The organism is Nonomuraea sp. NPDC050733, assembly GCF_040654215.1.
GTDB lineage: Bacteria > Actinomycetota > Actinomycetes > Streptosporangiales > Streptosporangiaceae > Nonomuraea.
Genome location: NZ_JBFAHO010000008.1, coordinates 226,362 through 249,421, shown reverse-complemented (window position 1 = coordinate 249,421; position 23,060 = coordinate 226,362). Strand labels below are relative to the sequence as shown.

The 23,060-nt window shown below is 71.0% G+C and carries 15 protein-coding genes; 5 read left to right on the top strand and 10 right to left on the bottom strand.

Annotation, left to right across the window (positions count from 1 at the left end):
* Positions 1–78: 78 nt before the first annotated feature.
* Positions 79–675, bottom strand: coding sequence for a TetR/AcrR family transcriptional regulator (locus tag AB0H64_RS17420; RefSeq protein WP_357625061.1), 597 nt, complete (start codon positions 673–675; stop codon positions 79–81).
* Between the two features lie 116 nt (positions 676–791).
* On the opposite strand from AB0H64_RS17420, the gene AB0H64_RS17415 reads away from it, so the two are divergent.
* Entirely contained in the window at positions 792–1,613 is an 822-nt protein-coding gene (locus tag AB0H64_RS17415; protein ID WP_357625058.1) for an SDR family NAD(P)-dependent oxidoreductase, read from the top strand.
* A 447-nt stretch (positions 1,614–2,060) separates the two neighbouring features.
* Here the strand turns inward: AB0H64_RS17415 and AB0H64_RS17410 are convergent, their stop codons facing one another.
* From AB0H64_RS17410 to AB0H64_RS17400, 3 genes are all read right to left on the bottom strand, one after another.
* The gene (locus AB0H64_RS17410) at positions 2,061–3,065 is read right to left on the bottom strand and encodes a LacI family DNA-binding transcriptional regulator (protein WP_357625055.1); all 1,005 of its coding nucleotides are present in this window, start codon (positions 3,063–3,065) and stop codon (positions 2,061–2,063) included.
* Complete coding sequence (locus AB0H64_RS17405; protein ID WP_357625052.1) at positions 3,062–5,923, bottom strand: glycoside hydrolase family 3 C-terminal domain-containing protein; 2,862 nt, start codon at positions 5,921–5,923, stop codon at positions 3,062–3,064. Before AB0H64_RS17405 ends, AB0H64_RS17410 begins: the two co-directional genes overlap by 4 nt.
* A 115-nt stretch (positions 5,924–6,038) precedes the next feature.
* Complete coding sequence (locus AB0H64_RS17400) at positions 6,039–7,250, bottom strand: ROK family transcriptional regulator (RefSeq protein ID WP_357625050.1); 1,212 nt, start codon at positions 7,248–7,250, stop codon at positions 6,039–6,041.
* A 246-nt stretch (positions 7,251–7,496) separates the two neighbouring features.
* On the opposite strand from AB0H64_RS17400, the gene AB0H64_RS17395 reads away from it, so the two are divergent.
* From AB0H64_RS17395 to AB0H64_RS17385, 3 genes are read left to right on the top strand one after another with little or no spacing between them, the layout of a single operon-like run.
* Positions 7,497–9,122: an extracellular solute-binding protein gene (locus AB0H64_RS17395; protein WP_357625047.1), complete on the top strand. Its 1,626-nt coding sequence runs from the start codon at positions 7,497–7,499 to the stop codon at positions 9,120–9,122.
* Positions 9,115–10,122: an ABC transporter permease subunit gene (locus AB0H64_RS17390; RefSeq protein ID WP_357625045.1), complete on the top strand. Its 1,008-nt coding sequence runs from the start codon at positions 9,115–9,117 to the stop codon at positions 10,120–10,122. The genes AB0H64_RS17395 and AB0H64_RS17390 overlap by 8 nt, the downstream gene beginning before the upstream one ends.
* Complete coding sequence (locus AB0H64_RS17385) at positions 10,119–11,015, top strand: carbohydrate ABC transporter permease (protein WP_357625044.1); 897 nt, start codon at positions 10,119–10,121, stop codon at positions 11,013–11,015. Before AB0H64_RS17390 ends, AB0H64_RS17385 begins: the two co-directional genes overlap by 4 nt.
* Before the next feature lie 42 nt (positions 11,016–11,057).
* On the opposite strand, the gene AB0H64_RS17380 is transcribed toward AB0H64_RS17385, so the two are convergent.
* Positions 11,058–13,748, bottom strand: a complete 2,691-nt coding sequence (locus tag AB0H64_RS17380; protein WP_357625041.1) for a cellulose binding domain-containing protein — start codon at positions 13,746–13,748, stop codon at positions 11,058–11,060.
* Between the two features lie 186 nt (positions 13,749–13,934).
* Between AB0H64_RS17380 and AB0H64_RS17375 the strand changes: the two genes are divergently transcribed.
* On the top strand, positions 13,935–14,708 hold the full coding sequence (locus AB0H64_RS17375) for a glycoside hydrolase family 16 protein (RefSeq protein ID WP_357625038.1): 774 nt from the start codon (positions 13,935–13,937) through the stop codon (positions 14,706–14,708).
* An 87-nt stretch (positions 14,709–14,795) separates the two neighbouring features.
* On the opposite strand, the gene AB0H64_RS17370 is transcribed toward AB0H64_RS17375, so the two are convergent.
* From AB0H64_RS17370 to AB0H64_RS17350, 5 genes are read right to left on the bottom strand one after another with little or no spacing between them, the layout of a single operon-like run.
* Complete coding sequence (locus AB0H64_RS17370; protein WP_357625035.1) at positions 14,796–17,687, bottom strand: glycoside hydrolase family 3 C-terminal domain-containing protein; 2,892 nt, start codon at positions 17,685–17,687, stop codon at positions 14,796–14,798.
* A 22-nt stretch (positions 17,688–17,709) separates the two neighbouring features.
* Positions 17,710–18,534, bottom strand: a complete 825-nt coding sequence (locus AB0H64_RS17365) for a carbohydrate ABC transporter permease (protein ID WP_357625032.1) — start codon at positions 18,532–18,534, stop codon at positions 17,710–17,712.
* Entirely contained in the window at positions 18,531–19,394 is an 864-nt protein-coding gene (locus tag AB0H64_RS17360; protein WP_357625029.1) for a sugar ABC transporter permease, read from the bottom strand. Before AB0H64_RS17360 ends, AB0H64_RS17365 begins: the two co-directional genes overlap by 4 nt.
* Entirely contained in the window at positions 19,395–20,708 is a 1,314-nt protein-coding gene (locus AB0H64_RS17355; protein ID WP_357625026.1) for an extracellular solute-binding protein, read from the bottom strand.
* Positions 20,705–23,002 carry a TIM-barrel domain-containing protein gene (locus AB0H64_RS17350; protein WP_357625023.1) on the bottom strand — a complete coding sequence of 766 codons (2,298 nt, stop codon included), beginning with the start codon at positions 23,000–23,002 and terminating at the stop codon, positions 20,705–20,707. Before AB0H64_RS17350 ends, AB0H64_RS17355 begins: the two co-directional genes overlap by 4 nt.
* Positions 23,003–23,060: the final 58 nt, after the last annotated feature.

The following is a 23,060-nucleotide window of genomic DNA, read 5'->3' as shown; positions in this document are numbered from 1 at the left end:
CGGCGCACATGTTCGCTCGCACGTGCGTTGTCTGATGCGTGACACCGCGTCAACTCGGAGAACGCCGCCCACCTGACGCTACTCGGGGCCGAATGCGCGAAGGGTGGTCTCCACGAGCGCGTCGGCGTACTCCGGGGTGAGCGGCCCGGAGCGGAGCAGCCAGCGCTGGTAGACAGGGGCGTACAGCACCTCCAGCACCAGGTCGAGGTCGGCGTCCGCGGCCAGCTGGCCCGCTCGCTGGCCGCTGCGGAGCCGTTCCTTCTTGGCTTCGTCGACGGGGCCGGCCAGCTTCTCGTGATACATGGCGGCCAGGGTGAGGTCGCCGATGATCTCCATGTTGAGCGCCCTGACGGGTGCTTCGAACGCCGGGTCCGCGAACTCGGCGACGGTCGCCCGCATGACGGTCTTGAGGTCGGCCTCCAGGTCGCCGGTGTCGGGCAGTCGCACGCCCTCCCCGCCCTCGCTGAGCGCCAGGAACGAGTCGAAGATCACCGCCCCCTTGGACGGCCACCAGCGGTAGATGGTCTGCTTGCCGACTCCCGCCCGGGCGGCGATGGCCTCGATCGTCACCTTGGCGTAACCCAGCTCGGAAACCAGCTCGCGGGCGGCGTCGAGCACGGCCCGCCGGGATCGCTCGTTGCGCCGGGCGGGATTGGGTGTTCTGGCGTTGGGCACGCCTGAAGCATACACGAAGCGAGACGAGACGTTCCGTCTTGACAGTGAGACGACGCGCATGCAGACTCTGCTGTCGCGAGGCGAACCGTCTCGTCTCATGGATGCGAGGAGACCGCATGACAACCACCCGCGTATGGTTCATCACCGGCGCTTCCCGGGGCTTGGGCAGGGCCTTCGCCGCGGCGGCGCTCGCCGCAGGAGACCGCGTCGTGGCCGCCGCGCGCGACCTCGGCCCGCTCGACGACCTCGCCGCCGCCCACCCCGACAGCCTCGTACGGCTGACCCTGGACGTCTCCGACCGCGCGGCCGTGCGGGACGTGGTGGGCCGGGCGGCGCAGGCGTTCGGACGGCTGGACGTCGTGGTCAACAACGCCGGCACGATGCTGTTCGGCATGGTGGAGGAGGCCACCGAGGAGCAGATCCGCGCCCAGTTCGACGTCAACTTCTTCGGCGCGGTCTGGGTGGCCCAGGCCGTCGTGCCGTACCTGCGGGCGCAAGGGTCGGGCCACATCCTGCAGGTCACCTCGATGGGGACCGGCGGCGGGTTCGCGTCCGTCGGTTTCTACGCGGCGAGCAAGAGCGCGCTCGACTCGGTGAGCCAGGCGCTGGCCATGGAGGTGGCGCCGTTCGGGATCAAAGTGACGATCGTGCAGCCAGGCGGGTACGGCACGGACCTGTTCACGCGGGGCACCACGACGACGGAGCCGCTCCCGGAGTACGAGCCGCTGCGCGCCGAACTGGCCGAGATGTGGGGCGAGGACGCCGGGCCCGACCCGAGCACCGCGGCGCCGGTGGTCATGGAGCTGGCCGGGCTGGCGGAGCCGCCGCTGCGGCTGATCGTCGGCGGCGCCTCCTACGACATGGTCCAGCAGATGGATCAGGCCCGCACGGAGGAGTACCGGGCCTGGGAACACCTCAGCCGGCAGGCTCCGGGCTGAGGTGGGCGTCGGTCCACCCGTCGGGAACGAGCCGGACCGTGGACCCAGGGAACTACCGCGCAGACGAGAGGAGATGGGCCCATACGTACCGCTGCCCAACTGGCACTCACCGAGATCACCAAGCGTTACGGCACCCGCGTCGTCCTGGACCGGGTGTCACTCACCTCTTCTCCGTAACCCGGTCACGAGACATCGACCGGCAGACGAACGCTCTGCTCTTCATCGACGACACTCGTGTCACGTCCTCAGCCTGTCAGCTTCGCCGTGGTGCCCCTCTTGACCTTCTGGACGGGCAGGGGCCGGGGTCGAAGGGGCCGGCAGGCCCCTGGGGAGGACAGCCCCGAAGGGCACTCGCGCGGAGCGCGCCCCTTCGAGGGACCATGCTTTTCCACCCGCGCCCCTTCGAGGGGGACTACGCCTTTCCGCCCTGAAGCGTCCCAGGAAGCGTCAGGTGCTGGCGCGGATGGCGAGATGGGGTGGGAGGAGGGTGGCGTCCGGGACCTCGCGGCCTTCGAGCTTCTGCATCACCAGGCGCACCGCCTCCCTGCCGACCTCCTCCGCCGGGATCAGGACCGAGGTGAGCGGAGGGCTGGCGCGTTCGGCCACGTCGTCCGGGCAGATGGCGACCACGGCGACGTCCTCCGGCACCCGCCGGCCGAGCTGGCGCAGCGCGCCGAGCACGTGGTTGACGGCCGACTCGTTGTGGACGACCAGGCCCGACAGCGCCGGCCGGTCGGTGAGCAGGCGGCTGATGGTCGTGTGGACCTCGTCGAACGTCTCCTCGCACGGCAGCGCGAGCCCGTCCAGCCCGTGCGCGGCGACCGCCTCGGTGAAGCCCTCCCTGGTACGGCGGGCGAAGCCCGTGCCCCGGTCGTAGACGACGACCGGGGCGCCCAGTAACGCGATCCGCCGGTGTCCCCGCTCCGCGAGGTGGGCGACGCAGCGGGCGCCGGCGGCGGCGAAGTCCAGGTCGACGCAGGTGAGTCCGGCGGGCTCGGCGGGGAAGCCGATGAGCACGCTGGGCTCGGCCAGCTCCCTCAGCAGCGGCACGCGGCGGTCGTGCAGCTCGACGTCCATGAGGACGAGGGCGTCGACGAGCGCGCTGGCCGCCACCCGCCGGATGCCCTCGGGGCCCTCGTCGGCCGTCAGCAGCAGCACGTCGTGGTCGAAGCGGCGGGCGGCCGTCACCACGGCGGTGGCGAAGCGCATGAGGACCGGCACGTGCATGCCGGCCCGTAACGGCAGCACCAGGGCGATCACGTTGGACCGCTTGCTGGCCAGGGAGCGGGCCCCGGCGTGCGGGTGGTAGCCGAGCGTGCTGATGCTGTCGAGCACCCGCCTGCGGGTGTCGGCCGAGATCGTCCGCTTGCCGCTGAGCACGTACGAGACGGTGCTGACGGCGACGCCGGCGTGCCGGGCGACCTCGGCGATGGTGACCGTGCGCCCGCTCAAGCGCCCGCTCCGCCGATGGACGGGCCGGCCGGCCCCCAGGTGAGGCCGGCGAGCGTGACGCCGTCGTCCTCGAACACGACATAAACATCGTGGACGCCGCCGGGACCCGCAAGCGGTGCGGTGAGGGTCTGGAGGGCGTGGCGGCCGGTGCGGGGCACGGGTAAGGCGGCCAGCGCCTCGCCGTAGAGGGGGTCGCCGAGCCGCAGGGTGATCACTCCGCCCTCGGCCGAGCCGACCGTCACCGCGCACGAGGCGGCGCCGGCCAGGTCCACCTGCCGGAACGCGATCCAGGCCCCCTCGACCTCCGAGCGGACCGCCTCGCCCTCGACCGGGTCGGCGTCCACGAACGCGACCGCGTCGTACTCGTCGAGGTCCACGGCTCGCAGGGGCCCGGTGCGGGGCGGGACGGTCTCGCCTGGTACCTCGAAGTCGGCGCACAGCCGCAGGTCGGTGGCGCTGCGGCCGACCATGAGCCGGTGCGGCGCGTCCTCCACGACGAGCCGGCCCCGCGTAACGTCCCAGAACGCCAGCTCCTCCACCGGCAGGCGGAGCGTCACGGTGCGGCTCTCGCCGGGCGCGAGCCGGACCTTCTCGAAGCCGCGCAGCCGGCGCAGTGGCTGTTTGACGCGGGAGCGCCGCTGGCGCGTGTAGAACTGGACGACCTCGATGCCCTCGCGGGCGCCGGTGTTGGTGACCGTGACCTCGGCGGTCACCACCCCGTCCACGAGCCGGACGCCCAGGTCGGCGAAGCCGAAGGTGGTGTAGCTGAGGCCGTGCCCGAACGGGTGGAGCGGGGTGCCGCGGAAGTACAGGTACGTGGCGTCGGCCGTGATGATGTCGTAGTCGAGCAGGTCGGGCAGCTCCTGAGCCGAGCGGTACCACGTCTGGGTGAGCCGGCCCTCGGGGTCGGCGTCGCCGAACAGCACCTCGGCCAGCGCGTGGCCGTACTCCTGGCCGCCGTGCGCCGACCACAGCACGGCGGGCACGTCCGGGGTGGTCCAGGTGAGCGGGTAGCCGCTGGTGACGACCATGACGGTGCGCGGGTTGGCGGCGAGCACGGCGGCGAGGACGGCGTCCTGGGCGGGGGCGAGGGCGAGGCTCGTGCGGTCCTCGGTCTCGCGGCCGTTGACCAGCGGGTGGTCGCCGACCACGACCACGGCGACGTCGGCGCCCGCGGCCAGCTCCGCCGCCTGCCGGGCGCCGCTCCTGACCACCTCCATGGCCAGCCAGGCGGCCCGGTCGGCGTCGTCCACGAGGCGGAGCACGCCGTCGTCGCCGAGGCCGACGTAACAGCCGGTGGCGATGTGCCGCAGGGCGAGCAGGCCGCGCGGCCGGTCCTCGACGCGGAACGTCTGGCGCACCTCCCAGCCGTTGGGGCCGGGCTGGTCGTTGACGAGCACCCCGTCCTCGGCCGACACGAAGCGGCCGGTGGCGGCGGCCCGCAGCGCGTAGGCGCCGCCGCCCCAGTCGAACACGTCGAACAGGTCCGCCGTGCCGCCGGAGCCGGACGCGACGCTCAGCGGCCCGCCGGCCGGGTCGGCGGTCACGGGCCCGGCCTCGGCGGTGAACGTGACCCGGTCCACGCCCTCGCAGAACACGGTCGCGCACCGCTCGGCCAGCCCGGCGCGGGCGGTGACGGAGTACGGCAGCGTGCCGCTGTACCAGTCCTCCATGAGCGTGTCGCCGAGCTGCCCGATGACCGCGACCCTGGTGACGGGTCCGAGGGGCAGCAGCCCGTCGTTGGCCAGCAGCACGATGGAGCGCCGCGCGGCCTCCCGGGCGAGGTCCTGGTGCGCGGGGCAGTTGACGACCTCCTCGGTGACGTCGTCGTACGGCGTGGCGGGGTCGAACTCGCCGAGCCGGAACCGGACCGACAGGACGTGCCGGACGGCCCGGTCCACGTCGGCCTCGGTGAGCAGGCCGCGGCGCACCGCCTCGCGGAGGTGGCCGAGCGTGGCCTCGGGCCGGTCGTCGTCCTGGGTGAAGCTGTCGAGGCCGGCCTTGACGGCGTGCGCGTACGCCTCGGGCAGGGTGTCGTGGTAGCCCTGGACGCCGGTCAGGTTGGCGGGGGCGTAGGCGTCGCTGACCACGAGGAGGTCTTCGGGCGCCCAGGCGCGCAGGACCCGCTCGATCAGCGGGCTGAGGTGCGCGGGCCGGCCGTTGACCAGGTTGTACGACGGCATGACGGCGACGGCGGCGCCGCTCTCGATGGCGGGCCGGAAGGCGGGCAGCTCGTACTCGTGCAGGACGCGCGACGGCAGGTTGCTGGAGGTGGAGCAGCGGTCGGTCTCGTTGTTGTAGGCGAGGAAGTGCTTGAGTGTGGGGGCCGTGCGCAACACCGCGGGATCGCTCCCACGAAGCCCACGGGCATACGCCTCGCCCATGAGGCCGGTCAGCCAGGGGTCCTCGGAGTAGCCCTCCTCGTTGCGGCCCCAGCGCGGGTCGCGCAGCGGGTTGACCACCGGCGCCCAGACGTTGCGCCCGGCGCCGGACGGGTCCTTGTGGTGGAAGGCGAGCACCTCGTCGCCGGTGGCCTCGCCGACACGGCGCACCAGCTCAGGGTCCCAGGTGGAGGCCAGGCCGATGGCCTGCGGGAAGACGGTGGCGGGGCCGAGCCAGGCCAGCCCGTGCAGCGCCTCGGTGCCGGTGCGGAACGGGCCGACGCCGAGCCGCTCGACGGGCGCCTGGTACTGGTGCAGCAGGCCGAGCTTCTCGTCGAGGGTGAGCCTGCGGGCCAGGTCGGCGACGCGTTCCGGAAGCGGGGCGCCGGGGTCCCGGAAAAGGCACGGATCAGGAGGGAGGTCGTGGGAGACGTCGCGGGGGAGGTCGCGTAGGGGGGCGCGGAACGGTTCGTGCATGGCCATCCCTCTGAGACTGTCGAAGCGCTTCGACGACCGGCCGGGGAAGTTACGCGGGGATTTCGGTGGGTTCCCTGAAGGGTGCCCGTCCTCGTCACCGAGGTCAAGAGTCAGGTCAGGAGATTCGCGAGATTGCTCCGGGCAGCCGGCCCGAGTCGACCGAGTCGAGCACCCGGGCCGCGCCGCCGAGCGCCGCCGCGTCGAGGCCGAGCGTCGAGGCCACGACTTCGCAGCCTCCTCCCCCCGGCGCGATCGCCCGGTCCGACACCTCCTCCCGCACCGCCGGCAGCAGCCACGGCGCGAGCGGCACGTAGTAGCCGCCGAGGACGACGACCTCGGGGTTGAGCAGGTTGACGAGGACGGACACGCCCCGGCCGAGGCTGCGGCCGGCGGCGTCGAGGGCGGCCAGGGTGCCGAGGTGGCCGGCGCGGGCGGAGCGCACGGCGTCCTCGATCTCGACGGGGATCTCGCTCGGCGACAGGTCTCGGCGCAGGATGGCTCCGATGCCGGCGACGGCCTCCAGGCAGCCGCGGCGCCCGCAGCGGCACGCGGGGCCGTCGGGGTCGAGCTGCACGTGGCCGATCTCGCCGCTGTAGCCGAGGCCGCCGCGGCGCAGCCGCCCGTCGAGGATGATGCCGGCGCCCACCCCCAGCTCGCCGGTCAGGTAGACGAGGTCGGCGGCGCCGGCGTGGGCGCCGAAGCGCTGCTCGGCCAGGGCGGCGAGGTTGGCGTCGTTGTCCACCTGGACGGCGAAGCCGGGGTCCCGGAGCGCCTTGGCCAGGTCGCCGGCGAGGTCGGCGTCGCGCCAGCCGAGGTTGGGCGCGATGCGCACGACGCCCTGCACGTCGACCAGGCCGGGCACGGCCACGGCGAGTCCGAGCACCTGCCGCTCCTCGCGGGCCATGCGGGCGACGACGCGCCTGACGATGGCGGCGACGGCGGCCACGTCCTGGCTGGCGGACCCGCCGGTGGCGAAGGCGCGGCGCCAGGTGAGCAGCCGCTCCCCCGCGAGGCCGGTCGCGACCGTGGAGACGTGGTCGACGTTGATCTCGATGCCGATGGCGGCGTACGGCGAGCCGTCGAGGACGAGCATCGTGGCCGGGCGGCCGACGCGGTTCTCGGTGAGGCCGGTCTCACGCACCAGACGGCGGTCGATGAGGTCGGCGACGAGGCTGGAGACCGTCGCCTTGTTCAGCCCGGTCGAGGCGGCGATGTCGGCGCGCGAGCACGGCGCGTGCTCGCGCACGAAGCGCAGCACCACCGCGAGGTTGGTCGCGCGCACATCGGCGAAGTCGGCCGGCTGAGGGCCGGTCGTGGATGTGATCAAAATCAGCCCCGTTCCCGCCAAGGAGGTGTCCCCAGCATGCCGTATCGCGGGCGCCCTTCACCAACCTGTGACCCGAGCGCTCCCTTGTGGCCGCGGTCACACTCCACTAATTTGTTTGGTCGGAAGACGAACTAATTCTAACCGCGATGTCACCTGCCTCGACAACCCCTGAACAGGCGAAGGGAGCGCGCCGTGACACTTCCCGCTCAAGGCGCTTCGACTACCCGGCGCGGATTCCTCGGACTGGTGGGCCTGACGGCAGCGGGGATGCTGTCGGCCTGCAGCGCGCCCAGCACCCCCCGCCCCGGCTCCGGCGGCGCCACCGCCGCCGCCGGGGACAAGCTCAAGACCCTCACGCCCACCTACGTGCCCTTCGCCGGCGTCAAGCCCGACCTGCCCGGCACCACGTCCAACCTGCCCGGCGTCCCCGACATCAGCGGCGGGTTCAGCTCCTACCCGGCCGACCCGGTGCCCGCCCTCACCCGGAAGGCCGGCAAGGGCGGCAGCTACAAGGCCATGACCCCGCTGTGGGGCCCGCCGCCGCCCGGCCTGGCGAGCAACTCCTACTTCCAGGCGGTCAACGCCGACATCGGCGCCACCATGGAGTTCCAGATCACCGACGGCGTCACGTATGCCGACAAGGCCATCGCCCGGCTCGCGGCCCGCGACATCCCGGACCTCATGGTCATCCCGAGCTGGGAGATCGACAAGATGGCCGACTTCAACAGGGCCGTCGACCAGGCGTTCGAGGACCTCACGCCGTACCTCCAGGGCGACCGGGTCAAGACGTACGCGCTGCTGGCCAACCTGCCCACGGCCGCCTGGCAGTGGTCGGTGTGGAACGGGAAGCTGATGGCGGTGCCGTACCCCACCGAGCCGTACCCGTACGGGCTGCTCTACCGCAAGGACCTGTTCGACAAGAACGGCTGGAACCAGAATCCCAAGAACGCCGAGGAGCTCTACCAGCTCGGCAAGGAGATCACCGACGCGAAGGCCAAGCGGTGGGCGTTCGGCGACATCCACGAGATGGCCTGGCCGATGTTCAAGGTGCCGCAGGAGTGGCGCTACGAGGGCGGCAAGCTGGTCCACAAGTACGAGACGCCCGAGTTCGAGCTGATGCTCGCCTGGATGCGCAAGCTGTTCGCCGAGGAGCTGATCCACCCGAGCGTCACGAGCAGCAAGGGCGCCAACGAGAAGGAGCTCATCGGCGCGGGCCAGATCGTGATCTACCGGGACGGCTTCGGCGGCTGGAAGGAGCTGCTCCAGCAGCACCGGCCCAAGAACCCCGGCTTCGCGATGGGCGTCTTCCCCCTCTTCTCCCACGACGGCAGCACGCCGATCATGTACCACAACAACGCAGCCGGCATCTTCACCTTCATCAAGAAGGGCACGCCCAAGGCGCAGGTGGAGGAGCTGCTGTCGATCCTCGACTGGTGCGCGGCGCCGTACGGCACCAAGGAGTACGAGCTGTCCACCTACGGGGTCAAGGGCAAGCACTTCGAGCTCGGCTCCGACGGCGTGCCCAAGCCGACCGAACTCGGCACCAAGGAGGTCGCCTACACCTACGGCTTCCTCGGCGGGCGCCCGCTGTACGTGGACTGGCCGTTCCCGGACGCGGTGAAGGCCAACCTGGCCTGGCAGAACGCCTCGTTCCCGTACATCGAGAGAACGCCGTTCGACGGCATCAGGATCCAGCGGCCGGGCAAGTACGCGGGCCTGCAGGTGCCGACGGAGGACAAGTTCACGGACATCATGCGCGGGCGGCGGCCCGTCAGCGACGCCAAGCAGATCGCGGCCGAGTGGCGGCGCGACGGCGGCGACGAGGCCCGCGCGTTCTACCTGAAGGTCCTGCAGGACAACGGTCGTGCTTAGGGACTCCGTAGACTCCGGGGCGGCGGGTGACCTGACCGCGCCCGCCGCCCCGGGCACCACCAGAGCGGGCGGCACGGGCAAAGCCCGGCCGGCGAGCCTGCGGGCCCGGCTGCGGCGCGACTGGCAGCTCCTGCTGATGACGGTCCCGGCGATCGGGCTGCTGCTCGTCTTCCACTACGTGCCGCTGCTCGGCAACGTGATCGCCTTTCAGGACTACTCGCCGTACGTGGGCGTCAAGGACAGCCCGTGGGTGGGGATCGCGAACTTCCAGTGGCTGATGCTGGACGAGAGCTTCTGGGACGCGACGCTCAACACGCTGACCATCACCGCCTTCCAGCTCGTCTTCTACTTCCCGGTGCCGATCGTGCTGGCGCTCCTGCTGGACAGCGTCATCCGGCCCCGGCTGCGGCTGCTGATCCAGAGCATCGTGTACATGCCGCACTTCTTCTCGTGGGTGCTGGTCGTGACGCTGTTCCAGCAGATGTTCGGCGGAGCCGGGCTGCTCGCGCAGATCCTGCGCGACCACGGCCGCTCCGGCGTCGACATCATGACAAATCCGGATACGTTCTTGCTGCTCGTCACCAGCGAGACCATCTGGAAGGACGCCGGCTGGGGCGCCATCATCTTCCTGGCCGCGCTCGCCGCGATCGACCAGAACCTGTACGAGGCGGCGGCGGTGGACGGCGCGGGCCGTATGCGGCGCATGTGGCACGTCACGCTGCCCGGCCTGCGCCCGGTGGTCATCCTGCTGCTCATCCTGCGACTGGGCGACGCGCTCAACGTCGGCTTCGAGCAGTTCTTCATCCAGCGCGACGCGGTGGGCCGCGACGCGGCCGAGGTGCTCGACACGTTCGTCTACTGGCGCACGCTGCTGACCGGTGAATGGAGCTACGGCGCGGCGGCGGGCCTGGTCAAGGGCGTGGTCGGGCTCATCCTCATCCTGGTGGCCAACAAGGTCGCCCACCGGTTCGGCGAGCAGGGGATCTACAAGAGATCATGAATGCGGCATCCTGGGCGGAGCGGCCCACCGTGATCGGCCGGACGGGGAAGACGGCCGTGCTGGCCGCGATCGTCGTCGCCGTCGTCTTCCCCGTGTACATGGTGGTGGTGACCAGCCTGTCGACACAGGAGGCGGTCACCCGGGCGGGCGGCCTGGTGACCGTGCCGGGCGAGCTGTCGCTCGCCGCCTACGAGGAGCTGTTCGCGGGCGGCGTGGTGACGCGGGCCGTGCTGGTGAGCCTGGGCGTGACGGCGGTGGGCACGCTCATCAGCCTGACCGTCACCGCGCTGGCCGCGTACGGGCTGTCGCGGCCCGGCTCGCTGCTGCACCGGCCGCTGCTGTTCCTGGTGCTGCTGACGTTCCTGTTCGGGCCGGGGCTGATCCCGAAGTACCTGGTGGTCAGCGGGCTCGGGCTGATCGACTCGTACTGGTCGCTGATCCTGCCGGTGGCGGTCACGGCGTTCAACCTGGTGGTGATGCGGGCGTTCTTCATGAGCATCCCGGGCGAGGTCACCGACAGCGCGCGCATCGACGGGGCGAGCGAGTTCACGATCCTGCGGAGGATCGTGCTGCCGATGTCGCGGGGCGTGATCGCGGTGATCGGGCTGCTGTACGCCGTCGGATACTGGAACGCGTTCTTCGACGCCGTGCTGTATCTCAACGACACGGCCAAGTGGCCGCTCCAGCTCGTGCTGCGGCAGTACGTCTACCAGGGCCAGTCGATGTTCGTGGGCCAGAGCGCCGACGTGGTGGCCGCCGGGCAGAGCCCGCCGCCGAACCTGGCGATCCAGATGTCGATCGTGGTGATCGCGCTGGTGCCGGTGCTGTTCGTCTACCCGTTCGTGCAGCGGCACTTCACCAAGGGCGTGCTCATCGGAGCGGTCAAGGGGTGACCGGGCCGTCCCGGTCACCCCTGTCAGTCACGACTGTTCAGGTCACGACGCCGCGCAGGTCACGACGGGGTTGGTGTTGGTGCCGGTGAAGGTGGCGTTGAAGCCGAACGAGGTGGTCGCGTTCGGCTGGAGGGCGCCGTTGTAGCCCGCGTTGGTCACGGTGACGGCGGCGCCGGACTGGCTCAGCGTGCCGCTCCAGAGCTGGCTGATCTTCTGGTCGCCGCCGTACGTCCAGGTGACCTTCCAGCCGGTGGTGGCCGCGGAGCCGGTGTTCCTGACCGTGACCTCGGCCCCGAAGCCGCCGGGCCACTGGTTGCCGACGGTGTAGGTGGCGGCGCACCCCTTCCCGGTCGTCGGGGTCACGGTCGGGGTGACCGTGGGAGTGGGGGTCGGGGTCACCGTCGGCGTCGGCGTCGGCGTGGGCGTGGGCGTGGGCGTGACGGTCGGCGTCGGGCCGGTGCGGTCGCCGTAGATGATGCCGCGGCCGTTCGTGCCCAGGTAGACCCGGCCGTAGATCCTCGGGTCGCCGGTCAGAGCCTCGCCCATGTTGCCGTACTGGTGCTTGTCGTCGTTGATCCGCACCCAGGTCGAGCCCGCGTCGTCCGACCGGAAGAGGCCGGCGACGCCGTCGATCGTGGCCACGGCGAACACCGCCGGGTGGCTCTGGCCGGGGGCCGCCTTGCCGAAGCCGACGTTGACCGCGCTGGTGACGTTGCCGAGCCGGGTGAAGGCCGCGCCGCCGTTCGTGGAGTGGAACAGGCCCGTCTCGCCGGCCAGCCACACGTCGCCCTCCTTGCCGGGCAGCGCCTTGAGGTGGACCGTGCCGGTGGAGGGCAGGCCGGTCGCGGCGGTGGCGGTGAACGTGGCGCCGCCGTTGGTGCTGAGGTAGAGGCGCCCGCCGCTGTAGCCGTAGAACGTCATCGGGTTGACCCGGTCGGACTCGACGATCGCGCCCGTGGGCAGGCCCTGCGCCTGCTGCCACGCGTTGCCGTAGCCGACCGAGTAGACCGGGGTGACGCCCTTGGGCGCCCACACGAAGCGGGAGCCGTCGGCCGCGGCGGCCACCGTGCCGCCCTCGTCGATCCCGCCGGGCTCGGTGCCCTGGAACCAGTTGGCGCCGCCGTCGGTGGAGAAGGCGACGTGGCTGTCGTTCGGCCGGTCGGCGTCGGTGAAGTTGCCGGCGCGGACCATGACGGCCGGGTTCTTCTCGGCGTAGTCGAGGCTGGTCGTGGAGGTGAAGACGGGAGAGGTGAACATCATGGCGGGCACGGCGTCCAGGTTGGCGTGCCGGAAGCCGCCGATGTCACCGAGGCCGCTGACCAGCGGGGCGCCGCTGGGCGGGCTGATCAGGTCGAGCACCGCGGTCTCCTCCAGGCCCTTGGCCATGGGCCTGATGGTGAACTGGCCGCCCGAGTCCCACTTGGTGAGGTCCTCGGTGCCGTAGAGCGTCGCGCCGGTGCCGTACATCATGCGGTTGGAGTCGAACGGGTCGATCTCCAGCGACTCGGTCATCCAGCCGAGCTTGGGCGTCACCTCGGGCGGCTGCGGGTTGGCGCCGAAGGTGAGCCACGGGTTCTCGGAGATGTTCATGGTGTAGCGGAAGCTGCGGTTGGGGTACGAGGTCCAGTCCCACACGCGGGTCCAGGTGGCGCCCGAGTCGGTGGACCGGAAGAAGATCACGTCGGGCCACCAGGAGATCTGGGTGGCCACCATGAGCGTGCCCGGCTTCTGCCGGTCCAGGGTCAGGCCGCTGTAGCCGAAGTAGTCGTCGGAGCTGGACGAGGGGATCGGGCTGACCTGGGTCCAGGTTCCGGTGGCGGTGGCGTAGCGCCACACGTCGCCCTTGGCCCCGTCGTACGGCCCGCCGGTGTCGCTGGTGGCGATGAACAGGTAGCCGTTGGCGGTGTCGAGCACGCCCTTGTGCGCCAGGTAGCCGGTCGGCTGGCCGGGCACCCGCGCCCAGGTCGCGCCGGCGTCGGTGGTGCGGTAGACGCTGTTGGCCTTGTCCGCCACGCCGACGTAGATGGTCTTGGTGGCGGCGCCCTTGGCGGAGGAGCGCGGGTCGTAGGTCACCCAGACCACGCCCGGCCGGTGGCTCAGGTAGCCGTTGGGGTCGCTCGGGTCCTGGGCGTAGTCGCCGGCGTTGGGGAAGCTCGTCACCTTGGCCCAGGTGGCGCCGTAGTCGGTGCTGCGCCACAGGCCGTTGCCGTTGGGGGTGCCGAGGTAGAGGACGCTGTTCTTGTTCGGGTCGACGGACAGCGCCTCGCCCATGCCGCGGCCCGGCATGTTGCCGCCGAGCTTGAACGGCAGCGGCGTCGCCTGCCAGGTCGCGCCCTTGTCCGTGGAGCGCAGGATCGCGCCGTTGTTCGGGTCCCAGGAGTTGGTGTACATGCCGGCCGCGACGTACACGCGGTTGGTGTCGACGGGGTCGGTGGCGAGGCTGACCACGCCGTTGTAGCCCCACTTGTCCCATCCGGCCCAGTCGAGGAGCGGCGTCCAGGACTTGGTGGACTGGTTCCAGCGGTAGGCGCCGCCGATGTCGGTGCGGGCGTAGACGAGGTTGCGCTCGGTGGGGTTGAAGACGATGCCGGGGACGAAGCCGCCGCCGTCGATCCTGACGTTCTTGAACGCGTAGGGGTCGGCGGCGACGGCGGACACCGGCGCCATCCTGACGGCGACCGCCGCGAGGGCGACGGCGACGATCAGGAGCGTGCTGAACAACCGTCTTGGCATGGGGGGTTACCCTTTCCGGGCACGCGTGCCCAAAGGTGCCGCCCGCCCGGATGGCCTCCATGCACGACCAGGTCTGGGGGACCCTGACCGTCGCCTTCGCCTTCGCGCATGAGCTCCTCCTGAAGGCTCACACAGGCACACGCGACCGTCAATATTTTGTATGGACGACGAATGAAGGGGTGAATCATGGAGTTTCCCGGGTCCCCGGTCGTCCCCGTGGGAGAGCTGGAGTTCGAGGACACCTTTGAGGGCGGACGCATCGACGAGAAGAAGTGGGTCGCCTCCTACCTGCCGCAGTGGACCACCCGTACGGCCGCGGCGGCCCGCTACCGGCTCGGGGACGGCCGGTTGAGGCTGCTCATCGAGGAGGACCAGCCACCGTGGTCCCCGGAGCTGGAAGGCGGCCTGCGGGTGTCCTCCCTGCAGACGGGCGTCTTCGCGGGGCCGGTCGGCAGCCGGATCGGCCAGCACGGCCGCGGGAACGCGGTCGTCCGCGAGGAGCAGCGCCCCGCCCGCCTCTACACCCCCCGGTACGGCCGGATCGAGATGCGCGCCAAGGCGACCGACGACCCGAACTGCATGGTCGCCCTCTGGATGATCGGCTACGAGGACGGGCCGGAGCGGTCGGCGGAGATCTGCGTCGCCGAGATCTTCGGCCGCGACGTCCAGCCCGGCCAGGCGCGGATCGGCATGGGCCTCCACCCCTTCGGTGACCCGGCGATCACCGACGACTTCACGGTGGAGACGCTGCACATCGACGCCCGCGAGTTCCACGTGTACGCCGCCGACTGGACGCCCGGCCGCGTCACCTTCTCCGTGGACGGACAGCACGTCAGGACGGTGAACCAGGCGCCGGCGTACCCGATGCAGCTGATGCTCGGCATCTACGAGTTCCAGCCGGGCGGCGCCTACCCCAAGGAATTCGTCGTGGACCACGTGCGGGGGTACCGGCCGGCATAGCGCCGATCCGGGGTGGACGACCCGCCTGGGGCTCCGCCGCCACAGCGATGTGGCGGCCACGGCCGTGCTCGTGGCCGCCACAGGACATCACCGGGCGAGGGTGAAGTCCCTGAGCCGCAGGTCCCCCTTGAAGACGACGTACAGGTCGCCCTTGCCGGGTTTCACCGTGGCGCTCGCCGTGGCGTACCGGTAGACGTCGCCGGTCGCCGGCGCCTGCACGGTGCCGAGCAGGGCGCCGGTGGGCGAGCCGAGCCGCAGCTCGACGGAGCCGCCGCTCACCGAGGCGACGCCCGCGGTGAGGCGGGACCCCCAGGAGGAGCCGGTGAAGGAGATCCAGTCCCCGGTGGAGCCGGCCACGACCTCGCCGCGGACCTTGGACTCGTCGGCGAACTCCACACCGGAGTAGCCGTCGAAGTCCATGGCCCGCGTCACCTGGGTGAGGTCCCGGACCGGGACGGTCTCGCCGGTCACCTGGAGCGTCGTCCGGGCCCGGATCTGGTCGGAGGAGGAGCCCACGAGCACGTCGTGCTTGGCCGTCTCCACGACCCACTTGCCGCGCGTGTGGTCCCACACGGCGAGGTCGGACCGCTTCAGCGGGAACGTCACGGTCCTGCTCTCGCCGGGGGCCAGCGCGACCCGCTGGAAGCCGCGCAGCTGCTCGACCGGCTGCGGGAAGCGGGAGCGCCGCTGGTGGGTGTAGAGCTGCACGACCTCCTCGCCCTTCACCTTGCCGGTGTTGGTGACCTTGACGCTGACCTGCTCGCCCTGGACGCGCACGCCCTGGTAGCCGAAGGTGGTGTAGCTGAGGCCGTGGCCGAAGGGGTAGAGCGGCCGGCCCTGGTGGTACAGGTACGTCATCCCGGTCTTGACCAGGTCGTAGTCGTGGATGCTCGGCAGCTTGTCGGTGGCGTACCACGTCTGGGTGAGCCGCCCGGCCGGGTTGACGTCGCCGAAGAGCACGTCGGCGACCGCGTGGCCGGTCTCGGCGCCGGCGTGGGTGGTCCACAGCAGCGTCGGCGCGTCCACGATGACCGGGTAGCTGGTCTCCAGGACGACCACGGTCCTCGGGTTGGCCTTGCGCACCGCCTCGATCAGCCGCCGCTGCCCCTCGCCGAGCTGGAGGTTCGCGCGGTCGTGGACCTCGCGGGCCGCCACGAACGGGTGGCTGCCGACCATCACGACCGCCACCTCGGCCTTGCGGGCCTGCTCGGCCGCCGCGGCGACGCCGTCGGAGACGACCTCCTTGGCGAAGTGGGCCGCCTGCGCCTTCGGGGCCAGGCCGGGCGTGCCGTCGGCGTTCACGGTCACGTACGGGTCGGGCAGGCCGTACCAGCTCTCGATGCTCTCGTAGCCGGCGTAGCGGACCAGGTAGGAGCCGTCGGCCTGCTTCTCCAGGGCGAACTGCTGCTGGACGTACCAGCCGTTGGGGTCGGCGTCGTCGGTGTCGAGCGAGCGCCAGTCGCCGCCGAGGAGCTTTCCGTTGCCCGCGTTGCGCAGCGTGGACACGCCGCCGGTCCAGTCGGTCAGGTCCCACTGGGAGGCGGGGGTGGGGGTGGTGTCGGTGAGCGCGACGTTGTCGTCCGGGCCGGAGCCGGTGGCGGTGAGGTATTTGCCGGAGCCGAGGTGCTTGAGCGCGATCCGCTCCAGTCCGGCGCCGCCGGTGACGCCGGGGACGCGCTCCTTGATCCCGTCGAGCGGGGTCACCTGGTAGGGCAGCTGGCCGCCGTAGAAGTCGGGGTACAGGCGGTCGGCCAGCGGTCCGACGACGGCGGCGCTCTTCGGTCCGGCCAGCGGCAGCAGGCCGGAGTTGCGCAGGAGCACGGCCGCCTTGCCGGCGGTCTCCCGGTTGAGCCGCTGGTGCTCGGCGCTGTTGATCACCTCCTTGGTGATCTTCTTGTACGGCCCGCCGTCCGGGTCGAAGTGGCCGAGCCGGAACCGGATCGACAGCACGTGCCGCACGGCGTCGTCCACGTCGGCCTGGGTGATGAGGCCGCGCTCCAGGGCGGCCGTGAGGAGCTGGGCGGTGGGCCCGGGGTTGCTGTCGTCCACGGTGTAGCCGTCGAGCCCGGCCTTGAGCACCGCGGCGAACGCCTCGGCCTTGTCGTCGTAGTACTTCTCCGTCTCGGTCAGCGCGTACGGGCCCCAGGCGTCGCTGACGTTGTAGAGCGTCTTGTCCGTCCACGACCGGACGACCTCGTCCAGGTCGGGGTTGACGTGGTTGGGCCGGCCGTTGACCAGGTTGTAGGAGGCCATCACGCCGGTCGCGGCGTCGGCCGAGATCGCGGCCCGGAACGCCTTCTGGTAGTACTCGTTCTTCAGCTTGGGCGTCAGGTTGGAGCTGGTGAGGCCGCGGTTCGTCTCGTTGTTGTAGGCGAGGTAGTGCTTCAGCACCGGCGCGGTCTTCAGGTAGAACGGGTCGTCGCCCTGCAGGCCCTTGCCGTACGCGGTGGAGATGGCGCCGGTCAGCAGCGGGTCCTCGGAGTAGCCCTCCTCGTTGCGGCCCGCCCGCGGGTCACGCAGCAGGTCCACGACAGGAGCCCACACCTGGAGCCCCCACAGCGTCGGGTTGACGGCGTTGTAGCCGCGCGCCTCGTCGCCCACGGCCGCGCCGACCCGCTTGATCAGCTCCGGGTCCCACGTGCTGGCCAGCCCGACGGCCTGCGGGAAGACCGTGCCGCTCGCGGACTTCACCTTCCAGCCGTCGTCGAGGTCGTTGGACCAGGCGACGCCGTGCAGCGCCTCGGTGCCGTTCTTGTGGTACGGGATGCCGAGGCGCGGGATCGCCTGCTGCGACTGGTGCAGCAGGCCCAGCTTCTCCGGCAGGGTGAGCCGCCCGAGCAGGTCGTCGACGCGCTGCTCCAGCGGCAGAGCGGGATCCCGGAAGGGCGGCTCGTCGGCGGCGTGCGCCGGGGCCGTCAGGAACGACGCCGCCAGAGCGAGGGCGGCCAGGAGTGGTGTGCTGCGTAAACGTCGGGACATGGGAGTCTCCAGAGCGGGAGGATCACTTGACGGCGCCGACCGTGACGCCTCGGGTGAGCGTGCGTTGGAAGATCAGGAAGAACGCGACCGCCGGGACGATGCCGAGCAGCGCCGAGGCGCTGGACATGGTGGCGTCCATGTACTTCTCGCCCTGCAGGACGCCGAGGGCGACGGGCACCGTCTGGTTGTCGTTGGAGATGAGGAAGATCAGCGGCAGGAAGAACTCGTTCCACGTCCAGATGAAGAAGAAGATCACCAGGACGCTGAGCGTGGGGCGGCTGATGGGCACCACGATCCGCCACAGGGCCCGGAAGCGGCCCGCGCCGTCGATGGCCGCCGCCTCCAGGATCTCCCTGGGGAACTGGCCGAGCACGGCGCTGAGCAGGTAGGTGCCGAACGCCGCCTGGATCGCGGTGAACACGATGATCACCGCGAGCCTGGAGTCGTAGAGGCCCACCTCCTTCGACAGGTAGTAGAGGGGGTAGGCCAGCGCCTCCTGCGGCAGCGTGTTGCCCACGAGGAACAGCACGAGGATCCACAGCCGGCCGCGCACCCGCCCGATGCCCAGCGCGTACGCGTTGAGCACCGAGAGCACGACGGCCAGCACCGCCACCGAGCCGCTGATGACGAAGCTGTTCCACAGCTTGCCGCCGAAGTTCACGCGCTGCCAGAAGTCGGCGATGCCCTGGAGGTACAGCTCGCCCGGGAGGCTCAGCGGCCCCTCCGCGCCGTACTCCGCCGGCGACTTGACCGCGTTGACCGCCACGATGAGGAACGGGAACAGCATGACCGCGGCCAGCAGGACGAGCGCCGCGAGCACGGCCCACCGGCCCGGCCCCGCCCTCATCGCTCACGCTCCTGCACGCGCAGGAACAGGAACGTCACCACGATGATGATCAGGGCCAGCACCGTGGCGATGGCCGAGCCGTACCCGACGTTGCTCTTCTGGAAGAAGTTCAGGTACGAGAAGTACGACGGCACCATCGTGGCGTTGCCCGGACCGCCGCGCGTGAGCACGTAGATCGGCCCGAACACCTTGAGCGCCGCGATCGTGCAGGTCAGCAGCACCACGAACGTCTCCGGCCGGATCTGCGGGATCGTGATGTGCCAGAACCTGCGCCACCACGACGCCCCGTCGATCTGCGCCGCCTCGTGCAGGGCCGGGTCCACCCGCTGGAGCCCGGCCATGAAGATGACCACGGGGTAGCCGAGCTGGAACCACACCATGACGGCCATCACCGTGGCCAGCGCGAGGTCGGGGTCGCCGAGCCAGTCGAGCTTGAGGCCGAAGATCTGGTTGACCGCGCCGTACGACGGGTGCAGCATCCAGCCCCACACGACGCCGGCCACCGCCACGGGCAGCACCTGCGGCAGGTAGTACGCGGCCCGCAGCGCGGCGGCCGTGCGGGAGCCGAACCTGCGGCCGATGTAGTCGAACAGGACGGCCGCCAGCACCAGGCCGAGCGCCGTCGGGACGATCGCCATGGCCACGATGAGGCCGACGTTGTGCTGGAACGACTGCCAGAAGCGCTCGTCGCCCAGCAGCCGTGTGTAGTTGTCCAGGCCGATCCAGCGCGGTGTGCCCACGCCGGACCAGCGGGTGAAGCTCGTGGCGACGTTCATGAGGAACGGCGCCACGATCACGGCGAGGAACAGGACCAGGCTGGGGACCAGGTACCACCAGTAGCCCTTCGTGCGAGCGCTCATCTAGTCACCGATGTCGGCGAGGTTGTCCTCGTACGGCTTGGCGATCTCGTCCAGCACCTGGGCCGGCGTCTTGCTGCCGTTGATGAGGTTCTGCGTGCCGGCCACCATCACGTCGTAGTAGCCGGGCGCGGGCCAGTCGGGGTAGAAGGCCAGCCCGTCGGCCGAGGTGAGCTTGTTGAAGCTCTCGATGAGCTCCTTGCTCTTCGGGTCGGTGATCGCCGCCGGGTCGGCGGCCACCGGGACGCCGCCGGAGTTGCCGAGCAGGTTCTGGATGTCCTTGCTCATCGTGATGTCGATGAAGTCGTAGGCGAGGTCCTTGTTCTCCGACTTCTCGGGCACGACCCACACGTTGCCGCTGGAGCCGGGCGACATGGTGGCGCCGGGGAACAGGAAGTGGCCCCACTCGAACTTCTTGATCTCGGAGGCGAACCGGCCGTACCACCAGCTCCCGCTGATCATCATGGGGTACGTGCCCTTCATGAAGGCCACGCCCATGTCCTCGGCCTTGAGCCCGGCCGAGTTCTTGTCGAGGTAGCCCTTCTTCACCCAGTCGGCCAGGGTCTGGGCGCCGTAGGTGAGCTCGGGCCCGTGGAAGTCCACCTTGCCCTTGTACGACTGGAAGGCGTCCACCCACGGCCGCTGCGCCTTGGTCAGCGCGAGCTGGTAGAAGATCTGCTGGGCGGGGTACTCGGCGCCGGCCGTGGCGATGGGCGTCACGCCGGCCTTGACGAACGTGTCCAGGGCCGCCGTGAGCTCGTCGAACGTGGTGGGCACCTTGACGCCGTGCTTGTCGAACAGCTCCTTGTTGTAGTAGACCATCACGAACTCGCCGTAGTTCGGCACGCCGTACCACTTGCCGGAGCCCATGACGCCCCGGTCGTCGTACTTCGCGGTCACCTGGAGGCCGCCCGGCAGCAGCTTGTCCCAGCCGCGCTTGGTGGCCTGCTCGCTCAGGTCGGCCAGCAGCCCCTGCTTGGACAGCAGGCCGGCGGTGGCGTTGCCCTTGTTGTACTCCATGACGTCGGGCGCCTCGTCGGAGTTGAGCACCATGCTGGCGGTCTTCTGGATCTGCTCGAAGCCCTTCTCCTCGAACTTCACCGTCACGCCGGGGTGCGCCGCCTCGAACCGCTTGACCGCCTCGGCCCACGCCTTGCCCATGGCGCTGTCGGCGGTCTCGTAGTGCCAGAGCTTGAGCACGCGCGGCTGGCCACTCGCGGCGGTCTTGCCGCCGCCGCCCGAGCCGCCCGAGCCTCCGCAGGCCGCGAGCGCCAGCGCCACGGCGGCCAGCGCCGCGACGCCCATCGACTTGTTCATGATCTCTCCTGAGTGATGACGGCCCGACCGGGCGCGCCCTCCACCGGGGCGAACTCGACCGTGGCGATCCGTTTCGGTCCGGTGACGGCCACGCGCAGCGTGTCGCCGTCCCGGGTGGCCACGACGACGGTCTCGCCATCGGTGTCGTGGATCTCTGTACGGCTGTCGCCGCCCCCGAAGGCGACCAGGGTGAGCTCGCCCGGCGTGCCGACCGTGTCACCGGGGACGGTGACCGGGAGGAGCGCGCCGTGCCGGACGAACAGCGGGACCTGCTCCAGCGGCTTGGCGACGGGGACGTAGCGGGGACCGGCCAGCACCTCGCCGGTCCAGTAGTCGACCCACTCGCCGCGCGGCAGGTAGACCTGGCGCGTGCCGTCCGGTGAGGTCATGGGCGCGACGAGGAGGTCCCGCCCCAGCAGGTACTCCAGGTCGGCCTGCCAGGCGACCGGGTCGTCCGGGTGGTCGACGCACAGGGCGCGCATCATCGGCGCGCCGGTCCTGGCCGCCTCGACGGCCGCCGAGTACAGGTACGGCATGAGCCGGTAGCGCAGCCGCAGCGCCTCGACCGCGTGCTTCTCGACCGCCGGGAACTCCCACGGCTCGCGGCTGGTCGTGCCGTGCAGGCGCAGCAGCGGCGACAGCGCGCCGAACTGGGTCCAGCGCACGTACAGGTCGTCGGTGGGGCGGCCGGTGAAGCCGCCCGCGTCGTGGCTCCAGAACGGCACGCCCGACAGGCCGTGCGCCAGGCCGCCGCGCAGCGTGCTGCCCATGGCCGCGTAGCTGGTGTAGGTGTCGCCGCCCCACTGGGCGCTGTGCCGCTGGCCGCCGAGGAACGACGAGCGCGCCCAGACCAGGGTGTGGCCGTGGACCTCGCGGGTGACCTCGGCGACGGCGTCGTTGAACAGCAGCGTGTAGACGTTGTGCAGGTCGGTGCCGGTCATGCCGTTGGCGGCGACGGCGTCGCGCGGCACGCCCTCGGCGAAGTCGGTCTTGAACGCCTGCACGCCCTGCCGCAGGAGCGGGCGCAGCAGGCCCTGGAACCAGGCGACGGCCTCGGGGTTGGTGAAGTCGACGATGCCGCAGGGCGGGAACGAGCCGTGCCAGCAGTCGGCGACGTACGCCTCCCCCGCCGCCGTTTTCAGGAAATATCCGGCGTTGGCCGCTTCCAGGAAGGCGGGGCTCAGGTGGGAGATGTACGGGTTCATCCAGAGGCAGACCTTGAACCCCATGCCGTCCAGCTCCGCCAGCATCGCCTCCGGGTCCGGGAACGTCTCCGGGTCCCAGCGCAGGTCGGACCAGTGGCCCTCGGCCTGCCAGTACGTGTCCAGGTGGAGCACGTCGCACGGGATGCCCCGCTCCCGGATCGTGCGGGCCCGGGTGAGCACCCGCTCCTGGCTGTCCACGAAGAACCCCGACGAGATCCAGGTGCCGAACGCCCACTTCGGCGGCAGCGCGGGGCGGCAGGTCAGCCGGTCGTACCGGTCGAGCACCTCCGGCGGGGTCGGCCCGGCCAGCACGTAGTAGTCGAGGACGTCGTCGGGCACGAGGACCTGCACGACGCTGTGGGTGGACTGGCACACGTCGAACTCCGCCGGGGCGCCGCTGTCCAGCAGCACGCCGTACCCCCTGCTCGACACGTACAGGGGCACGTTCTTGTACGCGCGCTGCGACTCGGCGCCGAAGGCGTCGAAGTTCCACATGACCGGGCGCTGCCCGCGCTTGTCCAGCGGCGTGAACGACTCGCCGAACCCGGTGAACGCCTCGTCGGGGGCCGCGCCGAAGCTCTCGTGGTAGGCGGCCGGCACGCCGCCCGCGGCGGAGCGGCCGAACGGCAGCGTGCGCATCCGGCCGCTGATGTCGGTGTGGCCCCGGTCCTGCTCGACGAGGGTCCGGCCGGAGGCGTCGGTGAAGCGCAGATGCCACGGCGACAGGCTGATCTCGGCCCGCAGCGAGCCGGCGTCCACGACGATCGGGCCGCCGGGAACCGCCTCGGCCCGGGCCCCCTCGTACGTGCCGGGAGTGACGAGCGTGATGGCCCGTTCGGAGCGGGGGCGGGCGCCCGCGTCCTCGCTCAGCCGTACCCGGATCACACCCTCGCCGGCCACGCCGACCTGCACGACCAGGGTCTCCTCGGCGCTGGTGGTCGCCTTCAGCATGACGCCCGCCTCGCCCACGGCGACCGGCTCGGCGGCGGTCACCGCGGACAGGCCGCCCTCTCCGTGCTCGCGCACCGGCAGCTCGGGCGGGTCGGCGACAAAGTACTCGTGCGCGACCAGCGGGGGGCGGTACGGCATGGAGGCTCCTTCCAGGGCTTCTCGCCAAGCTCGTGGATTAGTTTGGTCTCCATACCAA

Bases quoted from the DNA above. Each gene is read 5' to 3' on its own strand.
- AB0H64_RS17415 (WP_357625058.1), top strand. From the start codon at position 792: ATGACAACCACCCGCGTATGGTTCATCACCGGCGCTTCCCGGGGCTTG.
- AB0H64_RS17360 (WP_357625029.1), bottom strand. From the start codon at position 19,394: ATGAGCGCTCGCACGAAGGGCTACTGGTGGTACCTGGTCCCCAGCCTG.
- AB0H64_RS17405 (WP_357625052.1), bottom strand. From the start codon at position 5,923: ATGCACGAACCGTTCCGCGCCCCCCTACGCGACCTCCCCCGCGACGTC.
- AB0H64_RS17350 (WP_357625023.1), bottom strand. From the start codon at position 23,002: ATGCCGTACCGCCCCCCGCTGGTCGCGCACGAGTACTTTGTCGCCGAC.
- AB0H64_RS17355 (WP_357625026.1), bottom strand. From the start codon at position 20,708: ATGAACAAGTCGATGGGCGTCGCGGCGCTGGCCGCCGTGGCGCTGGCG.
- AB0H64_RS17365 (WP_357625032.1), bottom strand. From the start codon at position 18,534: ATGAGGGCGGGGCCGGGCCGGTGGGCCGTGCTCGCGGCGCTCGTCCTG.
- AB0H64_RS17380 (WP_357625041.1), bottom strand. From the start codon at position 13,748: ATGCCAAGACGGTTGTTCAGCACGCTCCTGATCGTCGCCGTCGCCCTC.
- AB0H64_RS17375 (WP_357625038.1), top strand. From the start codon at position 13,935: ATGGAGTTTCCCGGGTCCCCGGTCGTCCCCGTGGGAGAGCTGGAGTTC.
- AB0H64_RS17385 (WP_357625044.1), top strand. From the start codon at position 10,119: ATGAATGCGGCATCCTGGGCGGAGCGGCCCACCGTGATCGGCCGGACG.
- AB0H64_RS17370 (WP_357625035.1), bottom strand. From the start codon at position 17,687: ATGTCCCGACGTTTACGCAGCACACCACTCCTGGCCGCCCTCGCTCTG.